This is a genomic window from Brevibacillus sp. B_LB10_24 (assembly GCF_046036945.1).
Taxonomy (GTDB): domain Bacteria; phylum Bacillota; class Bacilli; order Brevibacillales; family Brevibacillaceae; genus Brevibacillus_C.
Genome location: NZ_JBJQOQ010000011.1, coordinates 42298 through 67881, shown reverse-complemented (window position 1 = coordinate 67881; position 25584 = coordinate 42298). Strand labels below are relative to the sequence as shown.

Below are 25584 nucleotides of genomic sequence, written 5' to 3'. Positions count from 1 at the left end.
CAAATTCCCCCCTTAGCTAGATTAGATCAAACAAATTGACTGATTTGTCTTGGGGCGACGTTCTGATTTCACATGCGACGCCGTGGTCTTTCAGCTGCTCAAACACCTTTACATCCTCGTCGCTGACGTATACGGTCTTGGCAATCTGCCGCTTGTTTTCCGCGTAATACATGCCCCCTACATTGATGCTGGGGATCTTCACGCCGTGTTCGACCAGGTAGAGCAGCGTGTGCGGCTTTTTGACGATGAGAAAGATTTTCTCGTTGGCAGATTCGCTATTTTGCAGGAAAGGGACAGCTTCTTCCTTGGACAGAAACGAGTGTTTCTTGCCGGCTGGAACAGCGAGCGACATGATCATTTTCTGCATCTCATCCCCGGCGAGGATGTCGTCTACGACAACAAGCCTGTCCACGCGGTATTCCACGCTCCAAGAATGGGCCACCTGACCGTGTATCAGCCGTTCATCAATTCGGGTAACAGTAATTGCCATCTGCTTTTCCTCCTACACCTGTAGTTTTTTCCTGATATCTGTGACTGCAGCCCTGCCTGACTCGACCAGGTTGTCCCTGATCTCATCGATCGGGGCAAAGTCAGACGCGAGCAGCTCCATGACCAACGGCAGGTTGAAGCCTGTGAACAACTGCATGTTCGGGTGGTCGCCAAGCAGCGTCAGCGACACATTGCAGGGTGTTCCGCCCATCAGGTCGGCCAGTACGATGACCTCTTCGCAATGGCTGAACTTGGCCAGTTCTTCTTGCAGCTTTTGTTTCGTCGATTCCGGGCTGTCCGTGGCTTCCATGGCTATGGCTGCGGCATTCTCTTTGGGGCCGAGAATCATTTCCGCGCTTTTTAACGTTTCGACCGCCATCCAGCCATGGCTGATCAAGATGATTCCCCTGTTTACCATCTGCTGACCTCCTAACCGAGCGTTTTACGGACGAAACCATCCGCGTCCTTCAACTTCGCTTCCGCTTCTGCCAACCCGCAGTTCAATAGAATCATCACAATTGCCGCTTTTACATTTTGGTTGGCCGCATGGTAGTACTTCTCAGCCGTTTCCCGATCTACCCCGGCTGCCTCTGCGATAATCCGTTTGGCCCGCTCTACCAGCTTCTGGTTGGTTGGTTTGACGTCAACCATGAGATTTTTGTAGACCTTGCCGATCCCGATCATCGAGGCTGTAGAGATCATGTTGAGCACGAGCTTTTGCGCGGTGCCAGCCTTCAAGCGAGTCGAACCGGTCAACACTTCGGGTCCGGTCTCGATCTCGACACAGACATCTGCGAATTTGGCCAACTCCGATGCTTTGTTGCAGGTAATGCCGTGTGCTCGCGCCCCCACTTGTTTGGCGTACTTCAGCGCACTGATCACGTACGGGGTTCGTCCACTGGCGGCAAGACCGATGACCGTATCGGCAGCGCTTACATGAATTTGTTTTAACTCCGCTGCGGCCAGATATTCATCGTCTTCCGCCCCTTCTGCAGCCCGGACAAACGCAGCTTCTCCCCCTGCGATCAGGCCCAGGACCATCTGCGGATCCGTGCCAAATGTCGGCGGGCATTCCACAGCGTCGAGAACGCCAAGCCTACCGCTGGTCCCCGCGCCGATGTAAATCAGCCGGCCTCCGTTTTGAAAAGAGCGGATCACATCGGCCACGACTTTTTCAATGCTGTCAATCTCCTTTGCCACCGAGACGGCTACCGTTTGATCTTCTTCGTTCATGACTTCAAGGATCTCCCGCAGACTCATCTCGTCAAGTTGAAGCGTTTTTTGGTTTCTTCGTTCCGTTGCCAAATGCTCCAGCGCCAGCATCAATCCACCACCCAAAATTTTATTTCACAATTTCATTATATATTTGTGAAATAAAACGTCAACAAAATTATATTGGAATTTGAAATTTTATTTCAGAAAGCCGTGTAAAAAAAGACGGATCGCCCACCTTTTCATATGGAGCGATCTATCTTCTCAGGCGCAGCGCTTCCCTCCGTGCAGTGTTGATTTTTTCGATCACAGATGTGCCCAGCTTGTTGCATATGATCAAATACAGCGCATCGACGATATTGAGCTGGGCGATCCGGGACGCCATATTGCCCAATCGGTAGTCTTGTTCCACATTGGGAATGCACAGTTTGATATCGGCTGCCTTGTACAGCGGTGTTTTGTCGATCTGGGTTATCGCAATCACGGTCGCCTTTCGCTTTTTCGACAGCTCGACCACTTCTAAGATATCGGTTGTTTTGCCGGAGGTAGAGATGGCGACCACGACATCGTTTTCTTCCAGATTGGATACCAGCGCCAGCATCATGTGGAAGTCTGGAGACATCAGGGAAGTGAAGCCGATTCGGGTAAACTTGTGGCAAGCGTCCATAGCCGTAACAGATGAGCCGCCAACCCCGCAAAACAGGAGTTTCTTCGCATTCAGCAATGCATGTACCGCTCTCTCCAGCTCCTTCTTGTCCAGTGTCGAAGTGGTGTCTTCAATCGCAATCTTGTTGACATAGGTCACCTTGGTAAACAGATCGTACGATGTATCGTTTTTTTGTATGATCGACAAATCGTTTACATTCATCTCAACCGCGGTCAAATCCCGCACCAGCGACATCTTCAGCGAACGAAAACTGCCTACGCCGATCGACTTGCAGAAGCGGACCACGCTCGCTTCGCTCGCTCCGGTCTTCAGGGAAAGATCTTTGGTCGTCATATTCGGAATGATTTCGGCATTTTCAAGAATAAATTCAGCCACCTTTTTTTCTGCTTGGGTGAGGTTCTCCAGGTTGTTCTGTATTTTCGAAAAGACCGTTACATTGGGGCCGCGCATAATCTCCATCCTTTGCTCTTCCTTTTTCTCTCTCGCTTCTTTCATAATAAACAATCAAGGGGTGCTTGTATACCAAAGGCAAGAACGGTGAAAAAAAGCAGGCTGTCCCGTGTGTGCCTGGACAGCCGAACCCACCCAATAGCGGGAGTCAGTCGGATTGTACATGAGACAAAATGTTGACGAGCTTGCCAAATGGATCGCGGACGTAGAATCGGCGAACGCCCCACGGCTCGTCGGCTGGTCCGTATTCGATCGCGAAGCCGGCCTGCTGCATGCGCTTCAGTACGGCATCCACATCATCGACTTCAATCGACAGATCCGGAACGGGTGTTTGGGACCCGCCCTGTGAGGCAAAGCTGATTTGAATGGGCATCTCCTCGTTGGAGCCGTACGTTGTGATCCAGCCAAAATCCATCAACAACTCGAGGCCGAGCACATCCTGATAAAAATGTTTGGCGGCCTCGACATTCTGCGTCGCTACATTGGCGACAATTCGTTTGACCTTCATGTTTGCTCCCCTTTCGCTTAAGAAATCTGCGTATCCTTGTGATCGTCATGGAAGTTTTCTCCTAAAGCATACGGTATTGCTCACTGTTGTCAAGGCACAAAGAAAAAGGATCGGGAGCCAATCTCCCAACCCTTGATCCTTTTTGCTAGGCTTCATGGACTATCCTGCCGTCCATCATCGTCAAGCATACTTTTGTCTGGCGGATATCTTCCGCATCGACCGTGAACAGGTTGCGGTCCAACACGATCAGATCGGCCAGCTTTCCCGCCTCCAAAGTGCCCAATTCATGTTCGCGAAAATTGCCGTACGCAGACCCGAGCGTGTACGCCCGCAGCGCTTCCGCCAGCGATATCCGCTCATCGGGGTTCCAGCCCCCAGCCGGGTGTCCGTCATTGTGCAGGCGAGTCACCGCACGGTAGATCTCGAGCATGGGGTCGAGGGGGACCACAGGGAAATCGCTGCCGAATGCGAGTTTTGCCCCTGCTCTCATCAAGGAATGGATCGGCCAGGTATAGGGAATGCGTTCGGGACCCAGGCGGCTCACGTACGCATTGTCGGCAAATCTCTCCGCGGAGGCGATGTGCTCAGGCTGCATGGAGGCGATAACGCCAAGCTCGCCAAAGCGGCTGATATCCCCCGGGTCGATGACTTCGATGTGCTCGATCGTGTGTCGGGAGTCCCGTATGCCGTTTTGTCGCCGCGCAGCTTCAAAGCAATCCAAGCCCAGCCGGATCGCGGCATCCCCGCAGGCGTGATAGCGAATGCGAAAACCCTCCCGATCGGCCTTGATCGTCCAATCCTCGATCAGTTCCTGCGGCACCAGTGTTGAGCCGCGGGTTACGGCATTGTCTGAATAAGGCTCCAGCAAAAAGGCAGTATAGGTGGCTGGCACGCCGTCGAGAAAGTTCTTTAATCCGGAAAATTGCAGCTTTCCCGATTTGTATTCTTCCCGCAGACGCCTGGGCCTTTCCAAATCGCCATTACACTCTACCAAAAAATGGATGCGGGCAGTCAACTGGTCTGTTTCGTCAAACTCGCGGTACATGTCGAGATCGCCCAGTTCCATCGTAACCAATGGGAACATGTCTGCCACTGAAGTGACGCCGAGGCTGGCAGCATGGCGCAAAAACCCTTTCAACAGGCTGATTCGGCGCTCACGCGGAAATTGAAAGGCTTGCTTTGCCAAAGCCATCGCCGACTCGTACAAAAATCCAGTCGGCTCCCCGCTCTTATCTCGGGCAATCTCACCGTAGGGCGGATCGGGTGTATCGCGCGTGATGCCTGCCAATTCCATCGCTTTGCTGTTGAGCCAGGCACCGTGGCACTCTGCGTTGAGCAGAAACACCGGACGGTCGGGCACGTATTTGTCCAAGGTCGAACGGTGCGGAAGCTGTTTATCCTCCCAGTACAGATGATACCAGCTGAATCCGATGATCCAGGGATCGTCCAGATGCTCGTCGGCGTACTCCTTCACCATCTGGGCTGCTTCTTCGGCTGATTTGGCCTTCCAGAGATGGACGCACTGCTGCTGCAAGCTTCCCAGCAGCAGATGGATATGAAAATCGTGAAAGCCAGCCATGATCAATTGATCGCCGTACCGAAAAACCTTGGTATCCGGGCCGACCAGGGGCTCGATCTCTTGTAGACTGCCGACAGCGAAGATCCGGTTTCCTTTTACGGCGACACCTCCTGCCCTCGGCCGATCTTCGACCCCGGTAAAAACAGTGTTGCTCATCAAACAGAAGTCGGCAACTCCGGCATGTTGTGTTGTCATCAGCGCTCCTCCAATCGTTACGCGGGTTTATCCGCTTCTTCAAAGCTCAGTTCAGGCGGACGCCGGGTGAACAGCTTCGTCAAGTACGCGAGATAGACCACTCCGATCGCGATCCAGATGCAGCCCAGCGTGAAAGAATGAGAATCGAGATTGGTCCACAGCCAGAGGTTAAAGCACGCTCCGATCAAGGGGACGAGCAGAAACCGGATGATGTCTGCTCCGCTCCGGCGCTGACTGCGGATAAAGTAATGGGAAATGACGGACAGATTTACGAACGTGAATGCGACCAGCGCGCCAAAGTTGATGAATGAGGTGGCCGTAACCAGGTCGACGAACAAACCGGAGATGGCAAAGACGCCAACGAGCATGATGTTAAACACCGGCGTTTTGAACCTGGGGTGGATATAGCCAAACAGTTTCGTGGAGATTACTCCGTCGCGTCCCATCGCGTACAGCAGCCGGGAGACACTGGCATGCGCCGACAAACCTGAAGCGAAGCAAGCGGTAATCATCCCGGCGATGAACACGGACCCGAACAGGGTGCCGCCGATAAACTCGGCAATCTCCGATGCGGCGGAGTCCGGGTTTTTGAAGCTGGCGTAGTCGGGATATACCATATGTGCGACATAGGAGACGATGATAAATAGGGCACCCCCGATCAGGGTGACGAGCAGAATCGCCTTAGGGATGGTCCTCTGGGAATTGATCGTCTCCTCCGACAGCGTTGTGACGGCATCAAAGCCGAGGAAGGAGAGACAGAGGATCGATGAGCCGGCGATGACGGATGACAATGGCACATCGGGATTGACAAAGGGATCGATCGCGGCGAGCGTTCCCGTTCAGATGCCATTCATGATTCCTTTGATGGATAAAGCCATAAAGATGATGATAACAATTGCCTGAAAGACGATCAGCAGCGTGTTGATATTGGTGGTCAACTTGATGCCCAATATGTTGATCAGAGTCATGACCACGATAAACAGGAAGACCCAGATGCCCTGCGGCACGGAAGGAAAGGCGGCGGAGAGATAGATTCCGGCTACCAGGAAGTTGATCATGGGCAGGAACAAATAATCCATCAAAACGGCCCAACCAACCAAAAATCCCAACTGGGGACTCATCGATTTTTGCGTATACGTGTAGGCTGAACCTGCTACCGGGTAGGCCTTGACCATCTGACCGTAGCTGTACGCTGTGAACATCATCGCGGCCAGCGCCAGTAAATAGGCCAACGGCAGCATGCCTTGCGAGATTTGCGTGGCCACACCGTATGTCGTAAAGACTGTCATCGGCGCCATATAGGCCAATCCGAACAAGACGACCGGCGTAAGCGTCAGGGTACGCTGCAGCGAAGCCTGGTTTTTCATCATACCAACTCCTCCGAATGCGGTTTTCGGTCCTACGAACACAAAATGAATGCACTTTCAAAAATGTGAATTGAGGTATCCCACCTCCCTTCTGTTTTTTACCGTACATGATGTAGTTGTCTTCACATCAATGAGAAAATTCTGAACATTATCAAAAAAACATGGAGTATACTTCATCTTTTCCGTTAAAATGAAGACCAGATGATGGGAGGAGTATAGCGGTGAAAATCGGAGCATTTGCCAGGCATTTTCATATCTCGATTGATACGGTTCGGTATTACACGGAGCTTGGTCTTTTGGTTCCCAACAAAAGGGAAAGTCAGCTTCAATTCGATCAAAATTGTTTGGATGACATGCATGTCATTATCGAATTAAAAAAAATGCGCTTCACCCTCCAGGAGATTCACAAGATTCTCTCCTTGAAGCGGATCACGCAATTTTCCGATATGGAAGATCTTCATTTTTTGTCAGTCATGCTGCAGGAAAAGCAGCGTCAGCTCAGTGAGGAACGCGATCAGCTCAACCTGTCCATCGAGCAGATCGAAGAGAAGCTTCGTTCCATCAGCCGGCAGATTACCGTCGAAAACCAATCAGGGGTCCCGCTCGCATTCATCCCCCTGCTGGCTTGTCCGCATTGCCAGAAATCGCTGGATCTGACGGATGCCTGCATTCAAAATCAGGAGGTATTCCACGCCAGTCTGCACTGCTCATGCGGTTATCAAGCCAGTATCAAAGAAGGCATCCTGATGACCACTTCCTCTGTATTCTACACCTCTAAGCTGCAGTACTCCATTTACGATCAAAACACATGGGACGACCTTACGCCAAGCCTGGTCAGTTTGTGGGAAAAAGGAAGCATGTGGATCTATAAACATGTAAGGGAACAGGAACTGGCGAAACGCGTCATTTTAGAGACCAATGTCGATGTCTATGTGTTTCCCCCCAAACACTTTGCCACCCTGCCGAGTGATGCACTCTATATGTTCAGCGGGCACGGATTGGCGACGCTGTCCAAACTGAAGAATAGAATCGAGCAGGTCAATCCTGACCTGCGAGCACTGTACATCGTCAACAGCGATATGATGCTGCCCATCCGTTACGCTTCGATCGACCTCGTGCTGGATACCATCTCATTCAACGACTACTCCATGTTTGATCAAGTCTACCCGCTGGCGAAGCTGAAGCCATACTTGACGGAAAGAGCCCAAATATTGGGAAATCATATGTACTATCCGCCGGGCGCCCGATCCCTGGGCAACATCCCCAAGCTGTATCCCGATCCGCATCCCCGGAATTTCCTGCTGGACTACATGGAGCAGCACATCCAGCTGCATGGCTTTGCCTTTCAAAAACGGGAGTACATCGGCTTTACGACCAACCCCGGCAAATATCTGGACTACCACATCAAGGGGGAGAAACTTCATCTGGTCGCTTATCTGGCTCGGAGGGTTTCTTGATCCCGCTTCGCGGCACCTGTTCTAGGCTTCTTGTTGTTTCTTGCAGCGGATAATAAATGCTTCAAACAGCCTTTTCATCAGCGGATTCGTAGCGGCCATTGATTCGGGATGCCACTGCACGCCGACGGCAAAAGAGGAACCTGTGTACTCGACGGCTTCAATGATACCGTCGGATGCGCTGGCAGCGACTTTCAAATCGTCGGCTACTTCTTTCAGCGCCTGATGATGCAAACTGTTTACCCGGATCCGCATCGCCCCCAGAATCTCAGCCAACCAGCTTCCCGGCTCAATGGCAACCGCGTGAGTATCCCGGCCCCGCTCGACTTTTTGCGAGTGCTGCAGCGGATCGCTCCACTGACTGGGGATATCCTGTATCAATGTGCCGCCGAGAGTGACATTTAAGATCTGTACGCCTCTGCAGATGGCAAGCAGCGGGATGCTGTGCTCCAGCGCGTGCCGGATGAGCGCTATTTCTGCTTCGTCCCGCTCCCGGGTGGTATAGCCCAGCTGGGGATGCGGCTCTTCTCCGTAATAGAGCGGGTCGACGTCCTCGCCGCCGCTCAGGATGACTCCGTCGCACAGAGCGGCAGCCTCAAGCGCTGCCTCCGGATTGAGAAATGGCAGAACGATCGGGATTCCCCCTGCTGCCGCTACCGATCGATGGTAGTCGTGATGTACATAGACTCCTTCCATAAACGCATTGTGTTTGACGTATCCTCCTGTGATTCCGATAACCGGTTTTTGCCGCATCTTCCTTGCACCTTCCTGTCTGTCGATTTTGTTTTGACGTCTTTTTGCAAACTCAGTTACATATTCTTGACGGCGGGTGCTAGTCCTTCCAGATAGGATGCGGATTACCCCTCCTTTTGCCCTTTTTTTCGCAGGACGGCCACGACCCACAGCAGCAGGGGTAAGAACATGCCAAAACTATATTCGTACACCGGCATCGTCTGTTTATCGAACGTATGCAGATAGCTGCTGTTTGGTACTATTACGAGTGCCATCACGGCGAAAATAAAGCCCAGAGGCAAAGGAATCATGCGATATTCCTTCAGATTGAAGGATTGGGCCAAACCTATGGATATCACATAGACTAGAATTGTCAGGCGAAAAAAAATGGTGATAACCCAGATGAACATGATGATCGCTTCAATTCGCTGAAGGAAATCGCCAATATTTATTTTTTTTGCCAACGCATAAGTGGGAAAAGCGTGTCTCTCCACGAATTCAACTCCCAGTACGGAGATGGAGAACAGCGTAATCGCAAACAGCGCCATCCCTCCGGCTAATACTCCGGTCAACAACGCTCTCCCCGCGTCTTTCGGCTTTTTAACACGGGGAAATACCATTAATAAGACAAGTGTTTCGAAAAATGGAAAGCTGAATAACGGAATGGCGCCCTTCAAAACGGGCTTGATGCCATTTGCAAGAACAGGCTCCAAATTCTCCAGCTTGAGAAACGGAGAGACAAACAAGAATAAGAGTAACAATAGGGAGACCACCCAGGGGAAAAAAATCTCTGCTGCTCGTGCGATTGGCTCAAGCCCAAGTCTCACTCCAAAAGCGACTACTGCCATGACTATTAAAAATATGGCGATCAGCGGGGTTTTCGTTAGAATCTGGGTCGCTAAAAAATCCCCAATATCGTATAAGGTAAGAACTGCGATGAAGCAAGGAAAGCCAACTAAAAAGAAGAGCGAGACGATTTTCCCCAACCACCTGCCGAATATCTCTTCGCAGTATTGTACGAGGGTCATGCCGGGGAAGCTTTTTGCCAATGAATTGTAAAATACAATAGCAACCAATCCAGCAGCGACCGCTACAATCGCCGAAATCCAAGCATCCTGCTTTGCCACGGCAACAAGTAAGGAAGGAATCACCAGGATGGCACTGCCGATAACGTAAAGGATGGTTAATATCATAAACTGGCGGGCAGCAACCTGACTTTTATCAGGCATATTTCTTCACCTACTTGATTACTTTACTTAGCGGGTTTGCGCAGAACCCAGGCGGCGGATAAAGGTGCCGCCCCAACCGTGCATTATTCTCATCGCCCGCCCCGCTTAACCATGAAAACTTGTTGTCAGACGGCTTCGGCTTCGCTTTTTTCCTGTTTTTACTATCATTCCTAAACAGATTGCCACTATTCTTCGTTTGAACCAATCTTTGCCCTTAAATCTTCATACTTGACTCGTAACAGCGCAATCGCGTTATCAACATCTTTATGAGAGGTTATATATACGGACACCCAACCCGAGTCAGGAAAAATGTGATGGGGACGAGCTTTCCCTTCTGCTACAATCCGATCACGCTGCGATTTAGAGAAGGGCAAGTCGACCAGGTGATCTCCATGTACATGCCCGATCTCCTTTCCGTTATACACAAACTCAATCCCGCCGAAGCGGTGGGGTTGCTGGCTCACCCCCGGCCATGAAAGTACATGATCAGCTAAAATCTGGCTTGCCGATAAAGACATGGCGCATCCTCCTTTCCGTATTTTATGCCTATGCCAATCCTTGCTTTTGATTTACAGCAGTCTCTATGGAGCCTGAACCCCATATGCGGAAATGCCGGCGGCAGAACAACAAGATCCCGATGTGCAGGGCAGCCAGTACGAGATAGATATTGCTGAACAGGGAGATGGCGGAATCGGCATGCAGCGGATCCCCATTCACCGCCAAACCGTGGGCCACCACCAAGCCGTATACACCGGATGCGACTCCTTGGGCAATAAAGGAAGTCATCGAGAAAAGTCCCATCCCCACTCCCACCTGATCTTTTGTGAGCACTCTTGAGACGGAATTGGACATCGCGATTTGCAAGAATGATTGGCCGACATTGCCGAAGACCAGAAAGAGTGAAATCCACAGCGGCGAGACCCCTGTCAAGATGGACAGCAAGACGAAGCAAGCAAGTATGGAGCCGGATGCAACCGTGAGCAGATAGGTGTTTCCTTTCAGATCGGCCAGTTTGCCGCCTTTTCTTCCCAAGATAGAGGAGGCGATTGCTGCCGGCACCATGGCGAATCCGATCCAATTGGAATCCAAATGGTATACTTCAGCAAACAGGATCGGGGTCAAGAAATAGAGTGAGACTCCGATGCCGGCGATGAGAAAAGCCAGCGTCAGTGTAATGGCATACGGTTTGTTCTGAAACAGCCCGGGTTGAATGAATGGGTCTTTCGCCGTACGAATTCTGACGACGAAGAGTAATAAAACGACTAAGCCTGCAATCAAACACCACCAGGTTTGATCGGTAACCCCGAACAGAAGCAGGGCAACCGATATGGCGAGCAGGCTTCCGCCGAGCCAATCGAAAGTCCGGGGAGTCCCTTTCAGCTCATGCTCCAAATACTTTCGATACAAGGGAAGCAGCGCCAACATCAGCAGGGAAGGAAGAAACAGCCACCGCCAGTTCGCAAAACTGACGACAATCGCGGATATGACGGGCGCCAAGGCGCTTCCGAGCGCAACCCCGACGGCTGACATGCTGATCGCAGAGCCCCTCTGCTCTGGTGCAAAATACCTCACGGGGATGATCAGCGCAATGGCTGGAATCGCCGCCGCTCCCGCAGATTGCAAGCATCTCCCAAGAAGTGCGAACGCAAATGTATGGGATAAAAGCCCAACGAGAGAGCCCGCGGCGAACAGGGTCAGTCCGAATGTGAGCAGACTCTTCAATTGAAACCTGTCGGCCAGTTTCCCATACGTCACGGTTCCAAACGCGTAGATGAGCGTATAAGCGGATGACAGCCAGCTTGCCTGCGCCAGGGTGAGCTGAAATTCTTTACTGATTTGCGGAAGCACAACGTTAAACATCAGGGCGTTCATCGATGAAATCATCACGGTAAACATCATCAACCGCATCAAAACATGTCCTCTTTGCTGCCTTGTGTCTGTGAACATGGCGTTCATCACTCCTAGTACAAAATGTATGCAAGCACATACTTACATCATGCTGAAAAGAAAAGCTCCGCTTTGGAGCTCTTTTCGATATCCGTTACCAGCCTAAGTGGTTAATGCCTTGGTGAATAAGCGTACGCTTTCTTCTATAAATTCGTCCAGCGCGACATCCGAGACCGCTTCGTTGGCGTTGAGCCTGCTGATGAATGCGCCATAATTCATCCACATGAACGACATGGCCAGGATCTCGGGATGGGAGGCGGTGATTTTGCCTTGTGCCGACATGGAAGTCAGATAATCGACCAACAGGTTTTTCAAATGTCTGGGGTTGCGATCTGCCTCCTGTATGACCGAATCAGGGAGACTGCTGCCCCCTTTTAAAACGATGGAAAGCAATTTTCGATTTCGGTTCATGATCTGATGATACGTTCTGCTGAGCAGCAAAAGGTCTGCGTAGAGATCCCCTTTGAGACTCTCGCTAAAGAGCTTCTCCATCTCATTGGCGTAATGAAAGCGGTTGAACGCAGCTTCCAGCAGCTTCTCTTTCGTCCCGAAATGGCGAAACAAGGTGACTTCGTTCACGCCGGCGGCAAGGGAGATTTCCTTGGTAGTCGTACCGTCATACCCCTTCTCGGCCATGAGGTCGATGGCTGCCAGCAGGATTTTATCGCTTGTAGTAGGATTGGCGCTCATGAATTCACCTCGGATCAATGCAAGTACTTGCTTTCACACCCCATCCTATCCCAGTTTACCTGCCATGTCAAGAGGCCGGCTAAATACTCTCCTGCTTGATTGCATCAATGATGTTCTCCTTTTTTACCTTTGCACCGGAATACAGCATGGCTGAACTGACGATGACAAATACGGCAGCAATGACATAGATGATGCTCATCCAGGGAAGCGTGAATCCGTAGCGAAATGTGTTCGTCAACGCCCGATGGATCAAATACATGACAACCACGCTGACGGGAAGCCCGTAAAGCAGCGACTTGATCCCGTAAAAAATACTTTCATAGTTTATCATTTTATTGAAGCCCTTCGGCGTAATTCCAACGGATTTCAGCATCGCAAATTCCCGTTTTCGCAGGGATATGCTCGTTGAGATCGTATTAAAAATATTTGCGATCGAAATCACCGAAATCAATGCGATAAAGCCGTAAGTGAAGACTGACATGAGCATAATCATCTGTTCTTCCCGTTTCCTGGATTGAAACACATTGTACACTTGCAGATTCGTCACATTCATTTCTTCGATTTCCTGTTGCGTTTTCATCGGATCCGAACTTTTTAGATAGAGGAATGCCGGTATGAAGGCGTTCCCTTTCGCTTCTATCAGATGGTCCATGACCTGTTTCGAGACGATGATATTTAACCCGCCCGGCCCCACTGACTCCGAATGAATCCCCATAGGAAATTGATCTGTCAACGCGGCAATTTTCACTTTGGGCAATTCTATCTCTTTTCCCGTTTCGCCATCTATATCGGTTAAAGCGATACTTTGTCCGACATTTGCATGAATGGCCTTCGTTTTGACATATTTCCCTGCATTGCTGTCTCCATAATGGATGGTATCGATCACGATCGCAGCCAAATGAGCCGGGTCCGACAACTGTTCGTAATCTGCACCTACCGCTTTTGCATAAGTTTGGAGGTTCCTATCGTTCAAGGCATTTACCTTAATATAGTAAGGGTATTTTCCGTTCCTCAGTATACTTGGATCCTGCTTTACCGCCTCTTGCAATTCATCAGCCATCGCTGCTTGTTCAATCCAGGCGTTCACATATAACCCGTGAATCACGCTAGATTCCGTCACATCGTCAAGGGATGTAATCGATCTGATCAACGAATCATCGAGTGTTTCTTCATTGTGGTACGTTACTTCAATATCGTAATTTACTCCTTCTTGTGAGAGTACGAGAGATTCTTTCAAACTCGCGGTAAAAAAAGATACCGTTAAAAACAAAACGATACTGATGACGAGCGAAAATACGGTGGCAAGGTATCTGCGTTTGTTCCTTTTTACGTTTTTCAAGCCGATCTCCGCTTCGATACCGAAGAGCTTGCGAATGAACTTCGACGTTTTTACTGTCCTGCGCGTCAGCTTCACATCGGCTGTTTGCCTGATCGCATCAATGGCGGAGATCCTGGATGCTTTTATAGCAGGAAGATACGTTGAAATGAAAATCGTCATCATCGAAACGATACAAGCGATCAAGAGCGATAGCGGTGTGACGATGACCGTCAACTTTTCCGTAACCCCTAATGCACCTTCTATGATGGAGTTAATGAACAAAAAGGTAATCCCAATCCCAACGAGACCGCAGATGATTCCGATTGGGATACTGATGAAACCAATGATCACACCTTCAAAAAAGACGGAATTTCTCTTCTGCTTCTTCGTTGCTCCCACGCTCGCAAGCATCCCTAAATGCCGGGAGCGCTCCGAGACGGAAATCGCGAAAGCATTATAGATCAACGAAACCGAGCCAATGATGATGACCGCCATAATGATGGCTGACAGGGAATAAAGCGTGCTGTTCAAGCCTTCGCTTTTGATCACGCCGTAGTAACGAAGCAAATCCTTATTATACTTGACGGATTCGATGTTGTTTTTCTCTGCCAATTTTTCCGCATGTGCAAACAAGGAACGATCGACTTTTTGCAGGACAACCGTGGCATTGACTTTCTCGTTTGCTCCCATGATGTTTTCGTCCACATAGCTTATGATGGTGTACCCCGGAGACCATGTCGGCTCCCAGGCAGGCCGCTTTATCATGCCGACGACCGTATAATTTCTTGTCACGGTATTTTCTAAGGTTTCGGTTCTCTCGCCATTTTCCCGACGTAATGGTTCAGATTGGTCCAACGGATCTTCGTTGTCTTTCTCGTATCGTTCACCAACTTGAAGTGTGAGCTGGTCACCGATCTTGTATGTTACTTTTGCATTCGCGGCAATATCCTCTGAAATCACTACTTCATCGTCTTTTTGCGGAAGACGTCCCTCGGCGAGTTTAATCGGAAACTGTTGAAAACCTTGTGAGTTATACTCCTTGATGAACAAATACGGTTTGTTATTATTTTGGCTCCCGTCTAACAGGGCATAACCGCGATCCTTCGAAATGACAAGGGTCTTTGTTGCCTCGTCGTTTTTAATCGCTTCAAGCTGTTCTTTGTTCACATCTTTGTAGAGGATATGCCACTCTCCACTATCTGCGATGGTTTGTCTTTTCATCAAATCCATAAAGGAGAAGCCAAGTGTCGCAACTGCCGTCACCATAGCAACTGAAATGATGACGCCAATGATCGTCACAAGCGTTCGTCTCTTGTTTTGCTTCAAATGTCTAAGCGTTAGTTTATTGACAATATTCACGGACGAATCACCTCGTCTTTGGCAATCCTTCCGTCTTCAATTGCAATAACTCTGTCTGCTTGCAACGCGATTCGTTCATCATGGGTAATCACGATCAGCGTCTGCCGATAGGTTTTATTAAACACTTGTAACAGGTCGATGATTTCGCTGCTATTTTTGCTGTCTAAGTTGCCAGTTGGTTCGTCTGCCAGCATAATCGCAGGATTGTTGATCAGCGCCCTGCCAATCGAAACTCTCTGCTGCTGTCCGCCGGAAAGCTGATTGGGCAGATGGTGTAAACGATTTTCCAGACGCAGCGTCTTCACGATGTCATCAAAATGGCTCTTGTCTACCTTCTGTTCGTCAAGCAAAAGCGGCAGCGTAATATTCTCTTCAACCGTCAGGACGGGGATCAGGTTGTAAAATTGGTAGATCAAGCCGATTTGCCTGCGCCGAAAGATGGCCAGCTGGGTTTCATTCAGGCTGTAGATGTCCGTGTTATCGACGAGGACTTTTCCGCTTGTCGGCCTGTCCACGCCGCCCAGCAGATGCAGAAGCGTTGATTTCCCCGAGCCGGATGGGCCAATAATCGCGACAAACTCGCCTTTTTTGACCGAAAACGAGACATCGTCAAGCGCCTTTACCGCCGTTTCGCCCTTTCCATATAATTTGGATAGATGTTCAATTTTCAAGATTTCCATTGTATACCCTCCATCATTTTACCGATGGCTCCATCTTATCTGTCCAAAATGACTTTCAAGTGACTGTGAAAATGACAATTTCGTCACTTGATGTCAAATTACTTGCTTGTAAAATTTTATCCGGAACTGTGCGCCCCCTTCGCTGCTGCTGGAAACATCAATCACTCCGTTTTGTCTGGCAATAATGCTGTGCGCCATCGCCAGACCAATGCCGATGCTGCCCTCGCTTGCATTCTTCCCCTTGTAAAAACGCTTGAAGATATAGGGAATATCCTCCTTGGGAATACCTGTTCCATTATCGGTAATTACAATTTCTGTAAAAAGTGTATTTTCGGAAAAACGAATGGCGATCTGACCACCTTCAGGGGTATGCTCCACACAGTTTTTCAAAATATTGATGACAGCTTCCGCGGTCCAATTGAGATCGCCGAGAAAGGTGACTTTGTCGTCACCCATGACCGAAACCGTTTGTGATTTTATATCCATCGGAATCAGAACTGGCCCCAACGCTTTTCGGACAAGCTCTTCTACCTTGACTTGATCTTGTTTAAATGGTATCGTCCCCGCGTCGATTTTCGAGAGCTTTAACAAAGAAGAGACAAGCCAATCGATTCGTTCAAGCTGAACCCGTATGTTGTGAGTGAATTCCATTCTTTTGGCGACGGGCAGCTTAGGGTCGCTGAGCAGATCCGCCATGACCGTCATGGAGGTAAGCGGCGTTTTAAGCTGATGGGATATATCGGAAATGGCGTCTGTGAGCTGCATTTTGTCCTGCTGCAAAAGGGATCTTTGCTCCGACAGCTTGAGCGTTACTTTGTATATGTCATTTTTTAAAATACTCAGCTCGCCTTCCTGATTGTCTCGAACATCAAGGGAATCATTTCCACTGCTTATTTGCCGCAGATAGTAGGCAAGCTTTTCGATCTCGCGATATCTCCACCTCGTAAACAACAAACTGCTTCCCATCAGCAAAGCAGATGTGATGAAAACGAGCGCCGCAGCCGCAGACGAGAGAAAAGCAGCAGCTAGGATCGCCGCGACACTGACGGTGCACATAAACAGTAAAAGTATTTGAATCTCCCGATTGCGCAGCATGCTAATCCCCCACCTTATAGCCTAAACCGCGCACAGTTTTGATCAGCGTCGGATTTTGTGGATGATCCTCCAGCTTCTCCCGCAGCCTCTTGATATAAACCGTGAGTGTATTGTCATTGACGAAGTCGCCGGCCACATCCCAGATCTGCTCTAAAAGCTGATTTCTGGAGAGGACCTGTCCAATATGGTTGCCAAAGACGAGCAGCAAGCGATACTCCAGCGCCGTCAAAGGAACTTCCACGCCATTCTTATATACCTTTCCTTCGAGTGTATGAATGCGGACATTTTCGATATCGATGACCACATTTGGCTGAACCGGCTTCTGGTATCTCCGCAAGACCGATTTGATCCGCGAGAGAAGCTCGCGAATGCGAAACGGCTTTGTAATGTAGTCATCGGCCCCCATGTCAAGCCCCTTGACGACATTCCCTTCATCGTCAATCACGGTTAAAAAAATGACGGGGATATCCCGCTGCTTTTTCACCAATTGGCACAATTCATAGCCGCTTCCATCCGGGAGCGATAAATCAAACAAACAGAGAGCCAATTGATCGATTTGTTCAGCCAATACTTTTTTGGCCGAGGCAACATCATGGCAAATGACGGTTGAAAAGTGATCTTGCTGCAGCGAATATTCAAGACCGGACGCGATCATTTTATCGTCTTCCACGAGCAAAATTTTCATCTGATGGTCATCCTCACTACATTCCATTGAATAGGGGTATCTTCTTTTAATGTAACAGAAAATGAATGCAAAATCTTTTTTCAAACAAGAAAGTATGAATTTGGCAAGCAAAAACACCCTTGCCTCGTCACTTTTGCCAGCAAGGGTGTTGTATGTTCAACGTTTACACGTTATGTCTGAAACCTTGTCTTTCAGCGAGGGGAGTTTAATCATCTGGACGAATCTTCTTCGCCGGACCGATCTATTTTCAACCCTTCGACATGCCTTTTTTTCATCTGCTTCTCCTTTTTGCGATTCTCCTTTGTTTCAAGCACGATCGACAGGTCGTAGTTGTCCGGGTACAGTTCACTCCCGGCGATCTGGAGCGTCAACCGCGTTTTATTTACTTTTATCTTCTTGTTCATGACGAGCACGCCCAATTCGCCCTTGTGGTTTTCCAGTTCACAGACGATCCCTGACGTCTGCAGGCTGCTGACATATACCCGATCCCCGAGCTGAAAGGGACTCTCTTCCTTTTGCCATGCCTCTTTTCGCCGCTTGACTGCTTGCAGCTGGGTCACTTCCTCTACTTGTTTCCAGTGCGACTGGATAACCTCCTCATTTTGGACCAGGCTGCCGCGAGGTCCTTGGATCGGCTGGTATTCCTTCCGTTCTTTATAAGTGATCTCATGAGCCCGTTCGATCAGCTCGTGATTCATCCCCAGACGCAGGGCGATGGAAAACGCCTGGCTCTCGCCCGCCTGCCCGATTTGCAGTCTGTACAAGGGGCGAAGCGTGTCGAGATCAAACGCCATGGAGCCATTTTCAAAGCCCTCGTGACTGTTGGCAAACTCTTTGATTTCACTGTAATGCGTGGTGGCGATAAGCGTCGCTCCCTTGCGGTGGATCTCTTCCAGGATCGAAATCGCCAATCCCATTCCCTCCTGAGGATCGGTTCCCGAACCCAGCTCATCCAGGATGACAAGCGTCTGGGGTTTGGCGCAGGCCAAGATGCTGATAATGTTGCGGATATGAGATGAGAACGTGCTTAGCGATTGCTCGATGCTCTGTCCATCGCCAATGTCGACCAAGACGTCCAGGAATACGGCAAATTCGCTTCCTGCCGCGACCGGAACATGCAAGCCGGATTGGACCATCAAGGTGAGCAGGCCGACGGTTTTGATCGCAACGGTTTTGCCCCCTGTATTGGGACCGGTTATCACCAAGGACCGGTATCCTTCGCCGATGTGAAAGCTGAGCGGCACACAGCTTTCGCCAAGCATGGGATGTCTTGCTTCTTCGATCTTGATCACGTTTCTGGTATTGATTCCTGCCGTCCGTCCATCGATCATTTTGCTGTATTTGGCTTTCGCGAAAATAAAATCGTAGTTGGCCATCACTTCTATGTTGACGGCGATTTCCCTGCGGCAGGACTCCACCATCTGCGTCAGCACGCTCAGTATTCTCTGAACCTCTGTTTCCTCGGCGGCTTTGACCAGATGATACTCGTTCTGCAGATGCTTCACCTCGGCAGGTTCGATGAATACCGTAAGTCCGCTTGAGGAGCTGTCGAGCACCTGGCCGTCAAAGTGTTTCCGGTGTTCTTTTTTGACGGGGATGACGTAGCGTCCATCCCGCATGCTGATGATTTGATCCTGCAGGATATTTGTCGACGATCTGACGATGCTCTCCAGTTTGCTTTTGATGCGCTCTTCCAAGACCGTCAGCTTTTTTCGCAGTTTCGCCAGTTCTCTGCTCGCCTGGTCATGGACGCGCCCGTTGTGAATGCAGCGTATAATCTCCGCGGAAAGCTCTTCCAGTTCGTACATGGAATACGCGTACGAGCTGATCTGCGGTGCGACGGATTCTTTGGTATGCATAAACTTTTTCAGCTTGGCTCCATTCTCCAGGAAATCGCAAAGAGCGGTGAGCTGGTCCGGCTGCAACACCATCCCTTTTTCCAGCTTGCTGAGCGTCTGTTCCACGCCCTGCAAACTGTGAAGGGGAATGCTGGAGCCGGTATCGACGATCAAACGAGCTTCTGTCGTCTCCTTCAGCCAATTGGCAATAACCGTGACGTCCAGGGAAGGCTGCAGTTTTGCGGCCAGGTCTTTTCCTTTTTCCGACTTGGCAAGCGCCATCACTTTCTCCTTGATCTTGTGAAACTCCAACATTTCCATTGCTGTCTTGTTCACGTTGATTCCTCCTTTAATCTTTTGCATGCAAAAAAGGGCTGCATCAGAACACATGTTCAAATGCAGCCCTTCTGTGGCGGGGAGATACAGGTGTGGTGGTGCAGTCAGCGGCATGCCAAAAAATAGCATAAAAAAACCATGCACAAGTGCATGGACTTACCTCACCCTATATCGTCGGTATTGAGAAGTGTCGCACGTGTTCTTAACTAATCCGGAATGGGAAAGAACTGGCAGGCATCACGAAATAAACCTATAAAAAACACAGGTCTGTACCTCGTTCTTTGTCATCCCGTATGAAATTACTTAGTTAAGAACTACCGCACTCATCAACAGGTCCCCTTTTTGTCAGGTTACTCACATTATATAACAGATACATACAAAAGCAAGGGAGAAGGGGAATTATTTCGTCTCTCGATGCAGGGTGTATTTTTTCAATCTCGGTGAGTATTTCATTAATTCCAACCGTTCCGGGTTGTTGCGCTTATTCTTGGTCGTGATGTAATTGCGGTCTCCTGTTTCTGTGCACTGTAAGGTAATTTTTACTCTCATATTGGTTTCCTCCTGTTCATCGCTCCTGCAAGTGGTCACGCTGGTGATCCTTCACAAATCGTAATCATTATGATTTATCTTGTAATAGACTACCTCACTCGATAAAATATGTCAATACAAATCGAAATGATTACGGTTTGGTTATGAACAAACACCATTCCCCATTGGAAAGATACGTTCATGAGCACGCAACGTGTACAACATGAACGTATCCGCTGGTAAAGCCTATTTCTTCGCAGTTGATGAGTTTGAATGGCAATGCCAAACCACAGTTATTCGACGGTGAGGACGACCTTGCCTCTGAAGCTATGCCTCTGCGCCAGTTCATTCTATATTTGCAGCGATGTTTATCGTAACGTTTTTAATGCACCGCTCCAAGCGATCGTTTGATCCAAAATGGCATTGACATTTCGAATGTGTAAATCGGCTGGTTTACATGTCTTGAAGTCTTCGAAGTCCGTAAATAATGATAATGTCGGATGCACACGCACATCCGCAACTAGTAATTCACCTAAGATTCCACGTAAATGTTCTGCTGCACGAGCGCCACCCGTTGAACCATAGCTTACGATCCCTGCTGCCTTGTTGTTCCATTCATCACGAGCTGAATCAAGTGCATTTTTTAATGCTCCCGTTATGCTGTGATTGTATTCTTGAACAATAAATACAAAACCATCCAAGCTAGAAAGTTTTTCTGACCACGCGATTAATCCTGGTTCTTTACCAGTACCTTCTCCGAAAAATGGCAATTTATAGTCTGCTATATCTACGATTTCATAATTGGCATCTCCTCGTTGATCGGCAATTTCCTTTACCCATTTTCCTACCTGCGGACTTAAACGTCCTTGGCGTGTGCTTCCCAAGATAATACCAATGTTACATTTTTCCAACTTATTTTCCTCCTCATTAATGTTCTGCCGGCTTTCATACCCGGCCATTAATCTGCAATTCGAACGACAATACGTCCTCTCCCGTGTCCCGTTTGACAGAGTTCGTGAGCTTGTCGAAGGTCATGAAGCGAAAATTCTTTACCAATCGTTGCTTTCACTTGTCCGTCCGCAATCAAGTCAGCAATCATTTGAAAAACGTTATGGGGGGCGAATTCATTGCTAAATCGCGCATGTATGCCTAGTTGTTTCGCTTTCTCTTCTGAGGGTATCTCGACAAGAGAGAGCAGTTTTCCACCGCGTTTTACGACTGACCAAGAACGTTCAAGTGTTTCTCCTCCAACAGCGTCAAGCACCAAATCTGCATCTTGAACGATGTCTTCAAACGACGTCGTGTTATAATCAATCACAGTATCCACACCAAGCGACTTCACATAGTCTACATTTGCAGTTGAACAAGTTCCGATCACTTCGGCGCCTTTCCACTTGGCAAATTGAACAGCAAATCCTCCTACACCTCCTGCGGCAGCATGGACCAAGACACGTTGTCCCGATTGCAGATCACCATGTGCAAAAAGCGCCATCCAAGCAGTTGTAGCCCCACCTGAGATCGTGGCTGCTTCCGTAAAAGAAAGATTTTGCGGTTTATGTGCCATGGTTTTCACAGTCGTTGTTATATACTCTGCACTTGCCCCATTATTCGCCCTGCCGAAAACAGCCTGCCCTTTCTGAAACCCTGTCACACCTGAGCCTACTTCTTCGATGACACCGGCAAAAGCCGATCCGGGAATAAAGGGAGGCTGTACTGGATATTTTCTCATCAACCCTTGGCGAAATGCCAAATCAACTGGCAATACGCCCATGGCGTGAACGCGAATCAACACCTCGTCAGCTGATGGTTTTGGAATGGGCAGCTGTTCCATTTGCAGCACCTCAGGTCCGCCAAATTGATGAACGCGAATGGCTTGCATCATTTGTCCAGTCATAATATACATCTCCTTTTCTACTAAACGGATGGTTTCTCCACTCTTATTCGCGCTGCTCTGCCAAATTGAAGGTAGTACAGCAAGAGAATGCCCAGATAAAGGACGGCAAGGACGAAGTAGATATTGCTGAATACAAACGCGTCCTGGTGTGAATTGGCCGGGTTCCAATGAACCTTGGCACCCAGATCTACTGCCTTGCTGTACATGCCGGCGGATATAGCAGCGGCGATAAAGTTAAGCAGCGACAAAAGCCCCATGCCCACTCCCGCCTGCTCTCTCGGCAGCGTGCGGGATATGGTGTTGGACAAGGCAATCTGCAGAAAGGTTTGCCCTACATTGCCGAATATGAGAAAGACAGCAATGAATACTGGCGCGATCCCGGCAAAGGAGGATAGCAAAACAAAGCAAATGAACAACAGTACTGACGCCGTGTAGAAAAGGAACGGATTGCCTTTTTCATCGGCCAGCTTCCCGCCTTTCCTGCTCAGCAGCGCGGAGGTGACGGCGGCCGGCACCATCGCGAACCCCACCATTCCCGCAGGGAGTTGATTGACGTAAGCCAACATCTGCGGGCTTAAAAAGGGCAGCGCGTAACCGATCCCTCCTGCGAGGAAAGCAATCAGCAGCCCAAGGGTATAGTGCCTGTTTCGGAACAGGCGAGGTTGAACAAACGGTTCTGCTGCAGCGTTGATGCGTACCGCAAACAAGACGAACAAGATCAGACCCGCCGCCGCCAGTATCCAGGTCCCATTTGTCACGGACAGCAGCAGCATCGCCACCGCCCCGGCCAACAGTCCGCCGCCAATCCAATCGATTCTGCCAGGCTTGCCGTGTTCGTCGTTTAGATATTTCCGATAAAACGGCAGCGTGAACAACATCAAAAGAGGGATACAGAACAGCCACCGCCAATGAAGCAGGCTGGCGACAAACGCCGAAATGATCGGCCCCAGTGCACTGCCAAGAGCCAGGCCGGTAGCTGATATCCCCAGTGCGCGCCCCCGTCTCTCCGGCGGAAAATAGCGGATCGGGATCAGCATCGCAGTCGCCGGGATCACTGAGGCTCCGACTGCCTGCAGGATTCGGCCGGCAAGTACCATCCAAAATGTTTGGGCGGCAAGCCCGATCAGCGATCCCGCAGCAAGAATGATCAGTCCGAATGTCAGTAAATTTTTTAGTTTGAAGGTATCGGCGAGCTTCCCATACGTAACGGATCCGATCGCGTATATCAGCATGTAAATGGCTGATACCCAGCTCACTTGTGCCAAGGAAAGCTGAAATTCCGCGCTGATCTCAGGCAGTACGATGTTGAATATAGTCGCGCTCATCACGGAAATGACAGTGGTAAAAGCGAGTATTCGAATTAATTTCTCCCCGGTTTGCTGCGGAACTTCCGTTTCCACTCTTTGCCCTACTCCTCTCTCCTCAAGATTCAATTCATTGCCTGCTGGCATGATTTATTTTACAATCAATATTAATTAAACAAAAATATATATTAAGATATCTGCATATAGCTTTGCGTATATGATTCGAAGGAGTGACAACATGGAACTGTTGCAACTGCATTATTTTCGAACGGTTGCCAGATTGGAACATATGACGAAGGCGGCGCAGGAGCTGCGCATCGCCCAGCCCGCCCTCAGCAAGACGATTTCCCGGTTGGAAGAGGATTTGGGCGTACCGCTGTTTGACCGGCAAGGCCGGCAAATCAGGCTGAATACGTTTGGAAAAGCGTTTTTGAAGAAAACGGATTTGGCACTGAAACTACTGGACGAGGGACGCAGAGAAGTCGCTGATCTGGCGGGGCTGGAACGCGGAAGCGTGTACTTGGCGACCTCTACCCTGGATCGCCTGTCGGAGCCTTTGGGGGCCTTTCTTTCCCTCCATCCTGATGTCAACTTTCGCATCACTCAGGCTTCCATGGAGGAAATGACCCAGTTGCTGGAGGACGGAGAGGTGGATTTTTGCTTTACGGCGATACCCATTCATGTGTCCGGCATCAGCGAATTGCCTGTACTTCATGAGGATGTGTACCTGGCTGTGCCTCCCGGGCATCGATTGGCGGAACGAAGCAGCGTCAGTCTTCGTGAAGTTGCCGATGAACCGTTTATTAATTATAAAGAAGGCTATCCGTTTCGAAAAATGAATGACGAGTTCTGTCGAGAGGCCGGGATCGCTCCGAATGTCGTGTGTGAGGTAGACGAACCATCAGCCATCGGCAGTCTCGTCCGCGCCGGGCTTGGCGTCGCATTTGTGGGGGCGTGCAAGGGCAGCGGAGAAACACCACTGATTAAGCTGCGCATCGAGTCGCCCGTATGCCGGCGCACCTTTCTGCTCGCCTGGCTAGAGGCCCGCTACCTGTCCAAGGCGGCGTGTGAGTTTCGGAACTTCCTCGTCCGGTATTTTGCCGAAGAACAGCTGCCGGATCAGGCCTCATCGCCTTCGCCTGGATATATGAGCCTGTCGCGATAAGCAGCGGCGGCGTGGAATTCCTGCTCCCTTTGATTTACTATAAGAAGTAGACGTCCCTCAGAATGCATGCAGGAGGAAATATGTTACAAAAGTTCGGCTTCTCCCAATACGAAAGCAAAGTGTATGAAGTACTGGTAACTGGCGGGGAACCTATGGACGCTGCCCATATCGTGAAGCATTCGGGCGTACCGAAGGCCAAAATATATGAAGTATTGTCCCGCATGACCGAAAAAGGCATGATCATGGAGTCCGTATCGGAAAAGAAAAAGCTGTATACCGCCCTGCCGCTGCCGCTTGCCATAGAGAAACTGACGAAAGAGTTTCAGGACAACGTGAAGCAGCTGAAGCTGGATGCTGCCAAAAAAACCTTTACCGATGACCGTGTCTGGAGTCTGAAAGTGGACGCATCGATTCGGGCACAAAGCAAACAACTCATCCAAGGCGCAACTTCATCCATCCGGATGTCTGCATGGACAGAGGACTTTAGCGAGTATGCGCCCTTGCTGGATGCGAAAGAAAACGCCGGGGTTGACGTTGAGGTCCTTGTAACCGGGCAGGTGATCACCAATCTGACGAAAGTGTATTCACTGATTCCGACGCAAGAGCATGAAGTGTTGGAGCGTTTTCGGCTGCTCATCGTCGATGATCGCGAAGTGCTTTTTGCCGGAGAAGAAAATCATTCCTGGCAAGCGATTAAGACGATGTCCAAACCTATTGTCAAATTTTTTACCGAATTCTTCTACCACGATGTGACGTTAGCCAAAATTACAGAAAAACACGGTGAGCTCTTGATGAAGGATGAGGAAATAAAAAAGCTGCTGATGCAGCTGCGATATTGAAGCAAAAAGAAAGGAATCTGCGCA

At 49.6% G+C, this 25584-nt stretch carries 23 protein-coding genes and 1 pseudogene; 3 read left to right on the top strand and 21 right to left on the bottom strand.

Going from position 1 to position 25584, the window contains the following annotated elements; all coding sequences use genetic code 11:
* Positions 1-16: 16 nt before the first annotated feature.
* The 7 genes and pseudogenes from ACI7RC_RS12415 to ACI7RC_RS12385 all read right to left on the bottom strand — a co-directional run bounded on the left by ACI7RC_RS12415 (position 17) and on the right by ACI7RC_RS12385 (position 6467).
* The gene (locus ACI7RC_RS12415) at positions 17-490 is read right to left on the bottom strand and encodes a PTS sugar transporter subunit IIB (protein WP_408108561.1); all 474 of its coding nucleotides are present in this window, start codon (positions 488-490) and stop codon (positions 17-19) included.
* A gap of 12 nt (positions 491-502) precedes the next feature.
* Complete coding sequence (locus ACI7RC_RS12410) at positions 503-907, bottom strand: PTS sugar transporter subunit IIA (protein ID WP_408108560.1); 405 nt, start codon at positions 905-907, stop codon at positions 503-505.
* A gap of 11 nt (positions 908-918) precedes the next feature.
* On the bottom strand, positions 919-1812 hold the full coding sequence (murQ, locus tag ACI7RC_RS12405; protein ID WP_408108559.1) for an N-acetylmuramic acid 6-phosphate etherase: 894 nt from the start codon (positions 1810-1812) through the stop codon (positions 919-921).
* A 145-nt stretch (positions 1813-1957) separates the two neighbouring features.
* A complete protein-coding gene (locus ACI7RC_RS12400) occupies positions 1958-2818 on the bottom strand; it encodes a MurR/RpiR family transcriptional regulator (RefSeq protein ID WP_408108633.1) in 861 nt (286 codons plus the stop codon).
* 148 nt (positions 2819-2966) lie between these two features.
* Complete coding sequence (locus tag ACI7RC_RS12395; protein WP_408108558.1) at positions 2967-3326, bottom strand: VOC family protein; 360 nt, start codon at positions 3324-3326, stop codon at positions 2967-2969.
* A gap of 145 nt (positions 3327-3471) precedes the next feature.
* A complete protein-coding gene (locus tag ACI7RC_RS12390; protein ID WP_408108557.1) occupies positions 3472-5100 on the bottom strand; it encodes an amidohydrolase in 1629 nt (542 codons plus the stop codon).
* Positions 5101-5117: 17 nt separating this feature from the next.
* A pseudogene (locus ACI7RC_RS12385) lies at positions 5118-6467 on the bottom strand (APC family permease).
* A 221-nt stretch (positions 6468-6688) separates the two neighbouring features.
* Between ACI7RC_RS12385 and ACI7RC_RS12380 the strand changes: the two are divergent.
* A complete protein-coding gene (locus ACI7RC_RS12380; RefSeq protein ID WP_408108556.1) occupies positions 6689-7924 on the top strand; it encodes a MerR family transcriptional regulator in 1236 nt (411 codons plus the stop codon).
* 21 nt (positions 7925-7945) lie between these two features.
* Here ACI7RC_RS12380 and ACI7RC_RS12375 read toward each other — a convergent pair whose 3' ends face one another.
* The 14 genes from ACI7RC_RS12375 to ACI7RC_RS12310 all read right to left on the bottom strand — a co-directional run bounded on the left by ACI7RC_RS12375 (position 7946) and on the right by ACI7RC_RS12310 (position 23652).
* Entirely contained in the window at positions 7946-8674 is a 729-nt protein-coding gene (locus ACI7RC_RS12375) for a gamma-glutamyl-gamma-aminobutyrate hydrolase family protein (protein ID WP_408108555.1), read from the bottom strand.
* Between the two features lie 104 nt (positions 8675-8778).
* Positions 8779-9882, bottom strand: coding sequence for a GerAB/ArcD/ProY family transporter (locus ACI7RC_RS12370; protein WP_408108554.1), 1104 nt, complete (start codon positions 9880-9882; stop codon positions 8779-8781).
* Positions 9883-10067: 185 nt separating this feature from the next.
* On the bottom strand, positions 10068-10400 hold the full coding sequence (locus ACI7RC_RS12365) for a luciferase domain-containing protein (protein WP_408108553.1): 333 nt from the start codon (positions 10398-10400) through the stop codon (positions 10068-10070).
* 28 nt (positions 10401-10428) lie between these two features.
* On the bottom strand, positions 10429-11829 hold the full coding sequence (locus tag ACI7RC_RS12360; RefSeq protein ID WP_408108552.1) for an MFS transporter: 1401 nt from the start codon (positions 11827-11829) through the stop codon (positions 10429-10431).
* 102 nt (positions 11830-11931) lie between these two features.
* On the bottom strand, positions 11932-12519 hold the full coding sequence (locus ACI7RC_RS12355) for a TetR/AcrR family transcriptional regulator (protein ID WP_408108551.1): 588 nt from the start codon (positions 12517-12519) through the stop codon (positions 11932-11934).
* A 79-nt stretch (positions 12520-12598) separates the two neighbouring features.
* Entirely contained in the window at positions 12599-15196 is a 2598-nt protein-coding gene (locus ACI7RC_RS12350) for an ABC transporter permease (RefSeq protein WP_408108550.1), read from the bottom strand.
* Positions 15193-15876: an ABC transporter ATP-binding protein gene (locus ACI7RC_RS12345; RefSeq protein ID WP_408108549.1), complete on the bottom strand. Its 684-nt coding sequence runs from the start codon at positions 15874-15876 to the stop codon at positions 15193-15195. Before ACI7RC_RS12345 ends, ACI7RC_RS12350 begins: the two co-directional genes overlap by 4 nt.
* Before the next feature lie 93 nt (positions 15877-15969).
* The gene (locus tag ACI7RC_RS12340; protein WP_408108548.1) at positions 15970-16971 is read right to left on the bottom strand and encodes a sensor histidine kinase; all 1002 of its coding nucleotides are present in this window, start codon (positions 16969-16971) and stop codon (positions 15970-15972) included.
* Between the two features lies 1 nt (position 16972).
* On the bottom strand, positions 16973-17656 hold the full coding sequence (locus ACI7RC_RS12335) for a response regulator transcription factor (protein ID WP_408108547.1): 684 nt from the start codon (positions 17654-17656) through the stop codon (positions 16973-16975).
* Between the two features lie 209 nt (positions 17657-17865).
* Positions 17866-19830: an endonuclease MutS2 gene (locus tag ACI7RC_RS12330; protein WP_408108546.1), complete on the bottom strand. Its 1965-nt coding sequence runs from the start codon at positions 19828-19830 to the stop codon at positions 17866-17868.
* A 399-nt stretch (positions 19831-20229) separates the two neighbouring features.
* Positions 20230-20379: a 50S ribosomal protein L33 gene (gene rpmG, locus ACI7RC_RS12325; RefSeq protein ID WP_408108545.1), complete on the bottom strand. Its 150-nt coding sequence runs from the start codon at positions 20377-20379 to the stop codon at positions 20230-20232.
* Between the two features lie 347 nt (positions 20380-20726).
* Complete coding sequence (locus tag ACI7RC_RS12320; RefSeq protein ID WP_408108544.1) at positions 20727-21317, bottom strand: NADPH-dependent FMN reductase; 591 nt, start codon at positions 21315-21317, stop codon at positions 20727-20729.
* Entirely contained in the window at positions 21317-22252 is a 936-nt protein-coding gene (locus ACI7RC_RS12315) for an NADP-dependent oxidoreductase (protein ID WP_408108543.1), read from the bottom strand. The genes ACI7RC_RS12320 and ACI7RC_RS12315 overlap by 1 nt, the downstream gene beginning before the upstream one ends.
* Positions 22253-22272: 20 nt before the next feature.
* The gene (locus ACI7RC_RS12310) at positions 22273-23652 is read right to left on the bottom strand and encodes an MFS transporter (RefSeq protein WP_408108542.1); all 1380 of its coding nucleotides are present in this window, start codon (positions 23650-23652) and stop codon (positions 22273-22275) included.
* A gap of 142 nt (positions 23653-23794) precedes the next feature.
* Here ACI7RC_RS12310 and ACI7RC_RS12305 point away from each other — a divergent pair, with 142 nt between their 5' ends.
* Both ACI7RC_RS12305 and ACI7RC_RS12300 read left to right on the top strand, forming a co-directional pair.
* Positions 23795-24721, top strand: coding sequence for a LysR family transcriptional regulator (locus tag ACI7RC_RS12305; protein WP_408108541.1), 927 nt, complete (start codon positions 23795-23797; stop codon positions 24719-24721).
* Positions 24722-24801: 80 nt separating this feature from the next.
* Complete coding sequence (locus tag ACI7RC_RS12300; RefSeq protein WP_408108540.1) at positions 24802-25560, top strand: TrmB family transcriptional regulator; 759 nt, start codon at positions 24802-24804, stop codon at positions 25558-25560.
* The last annotated feature ends 24 nt before the right edge of the window (positions 25561-25584 follow it).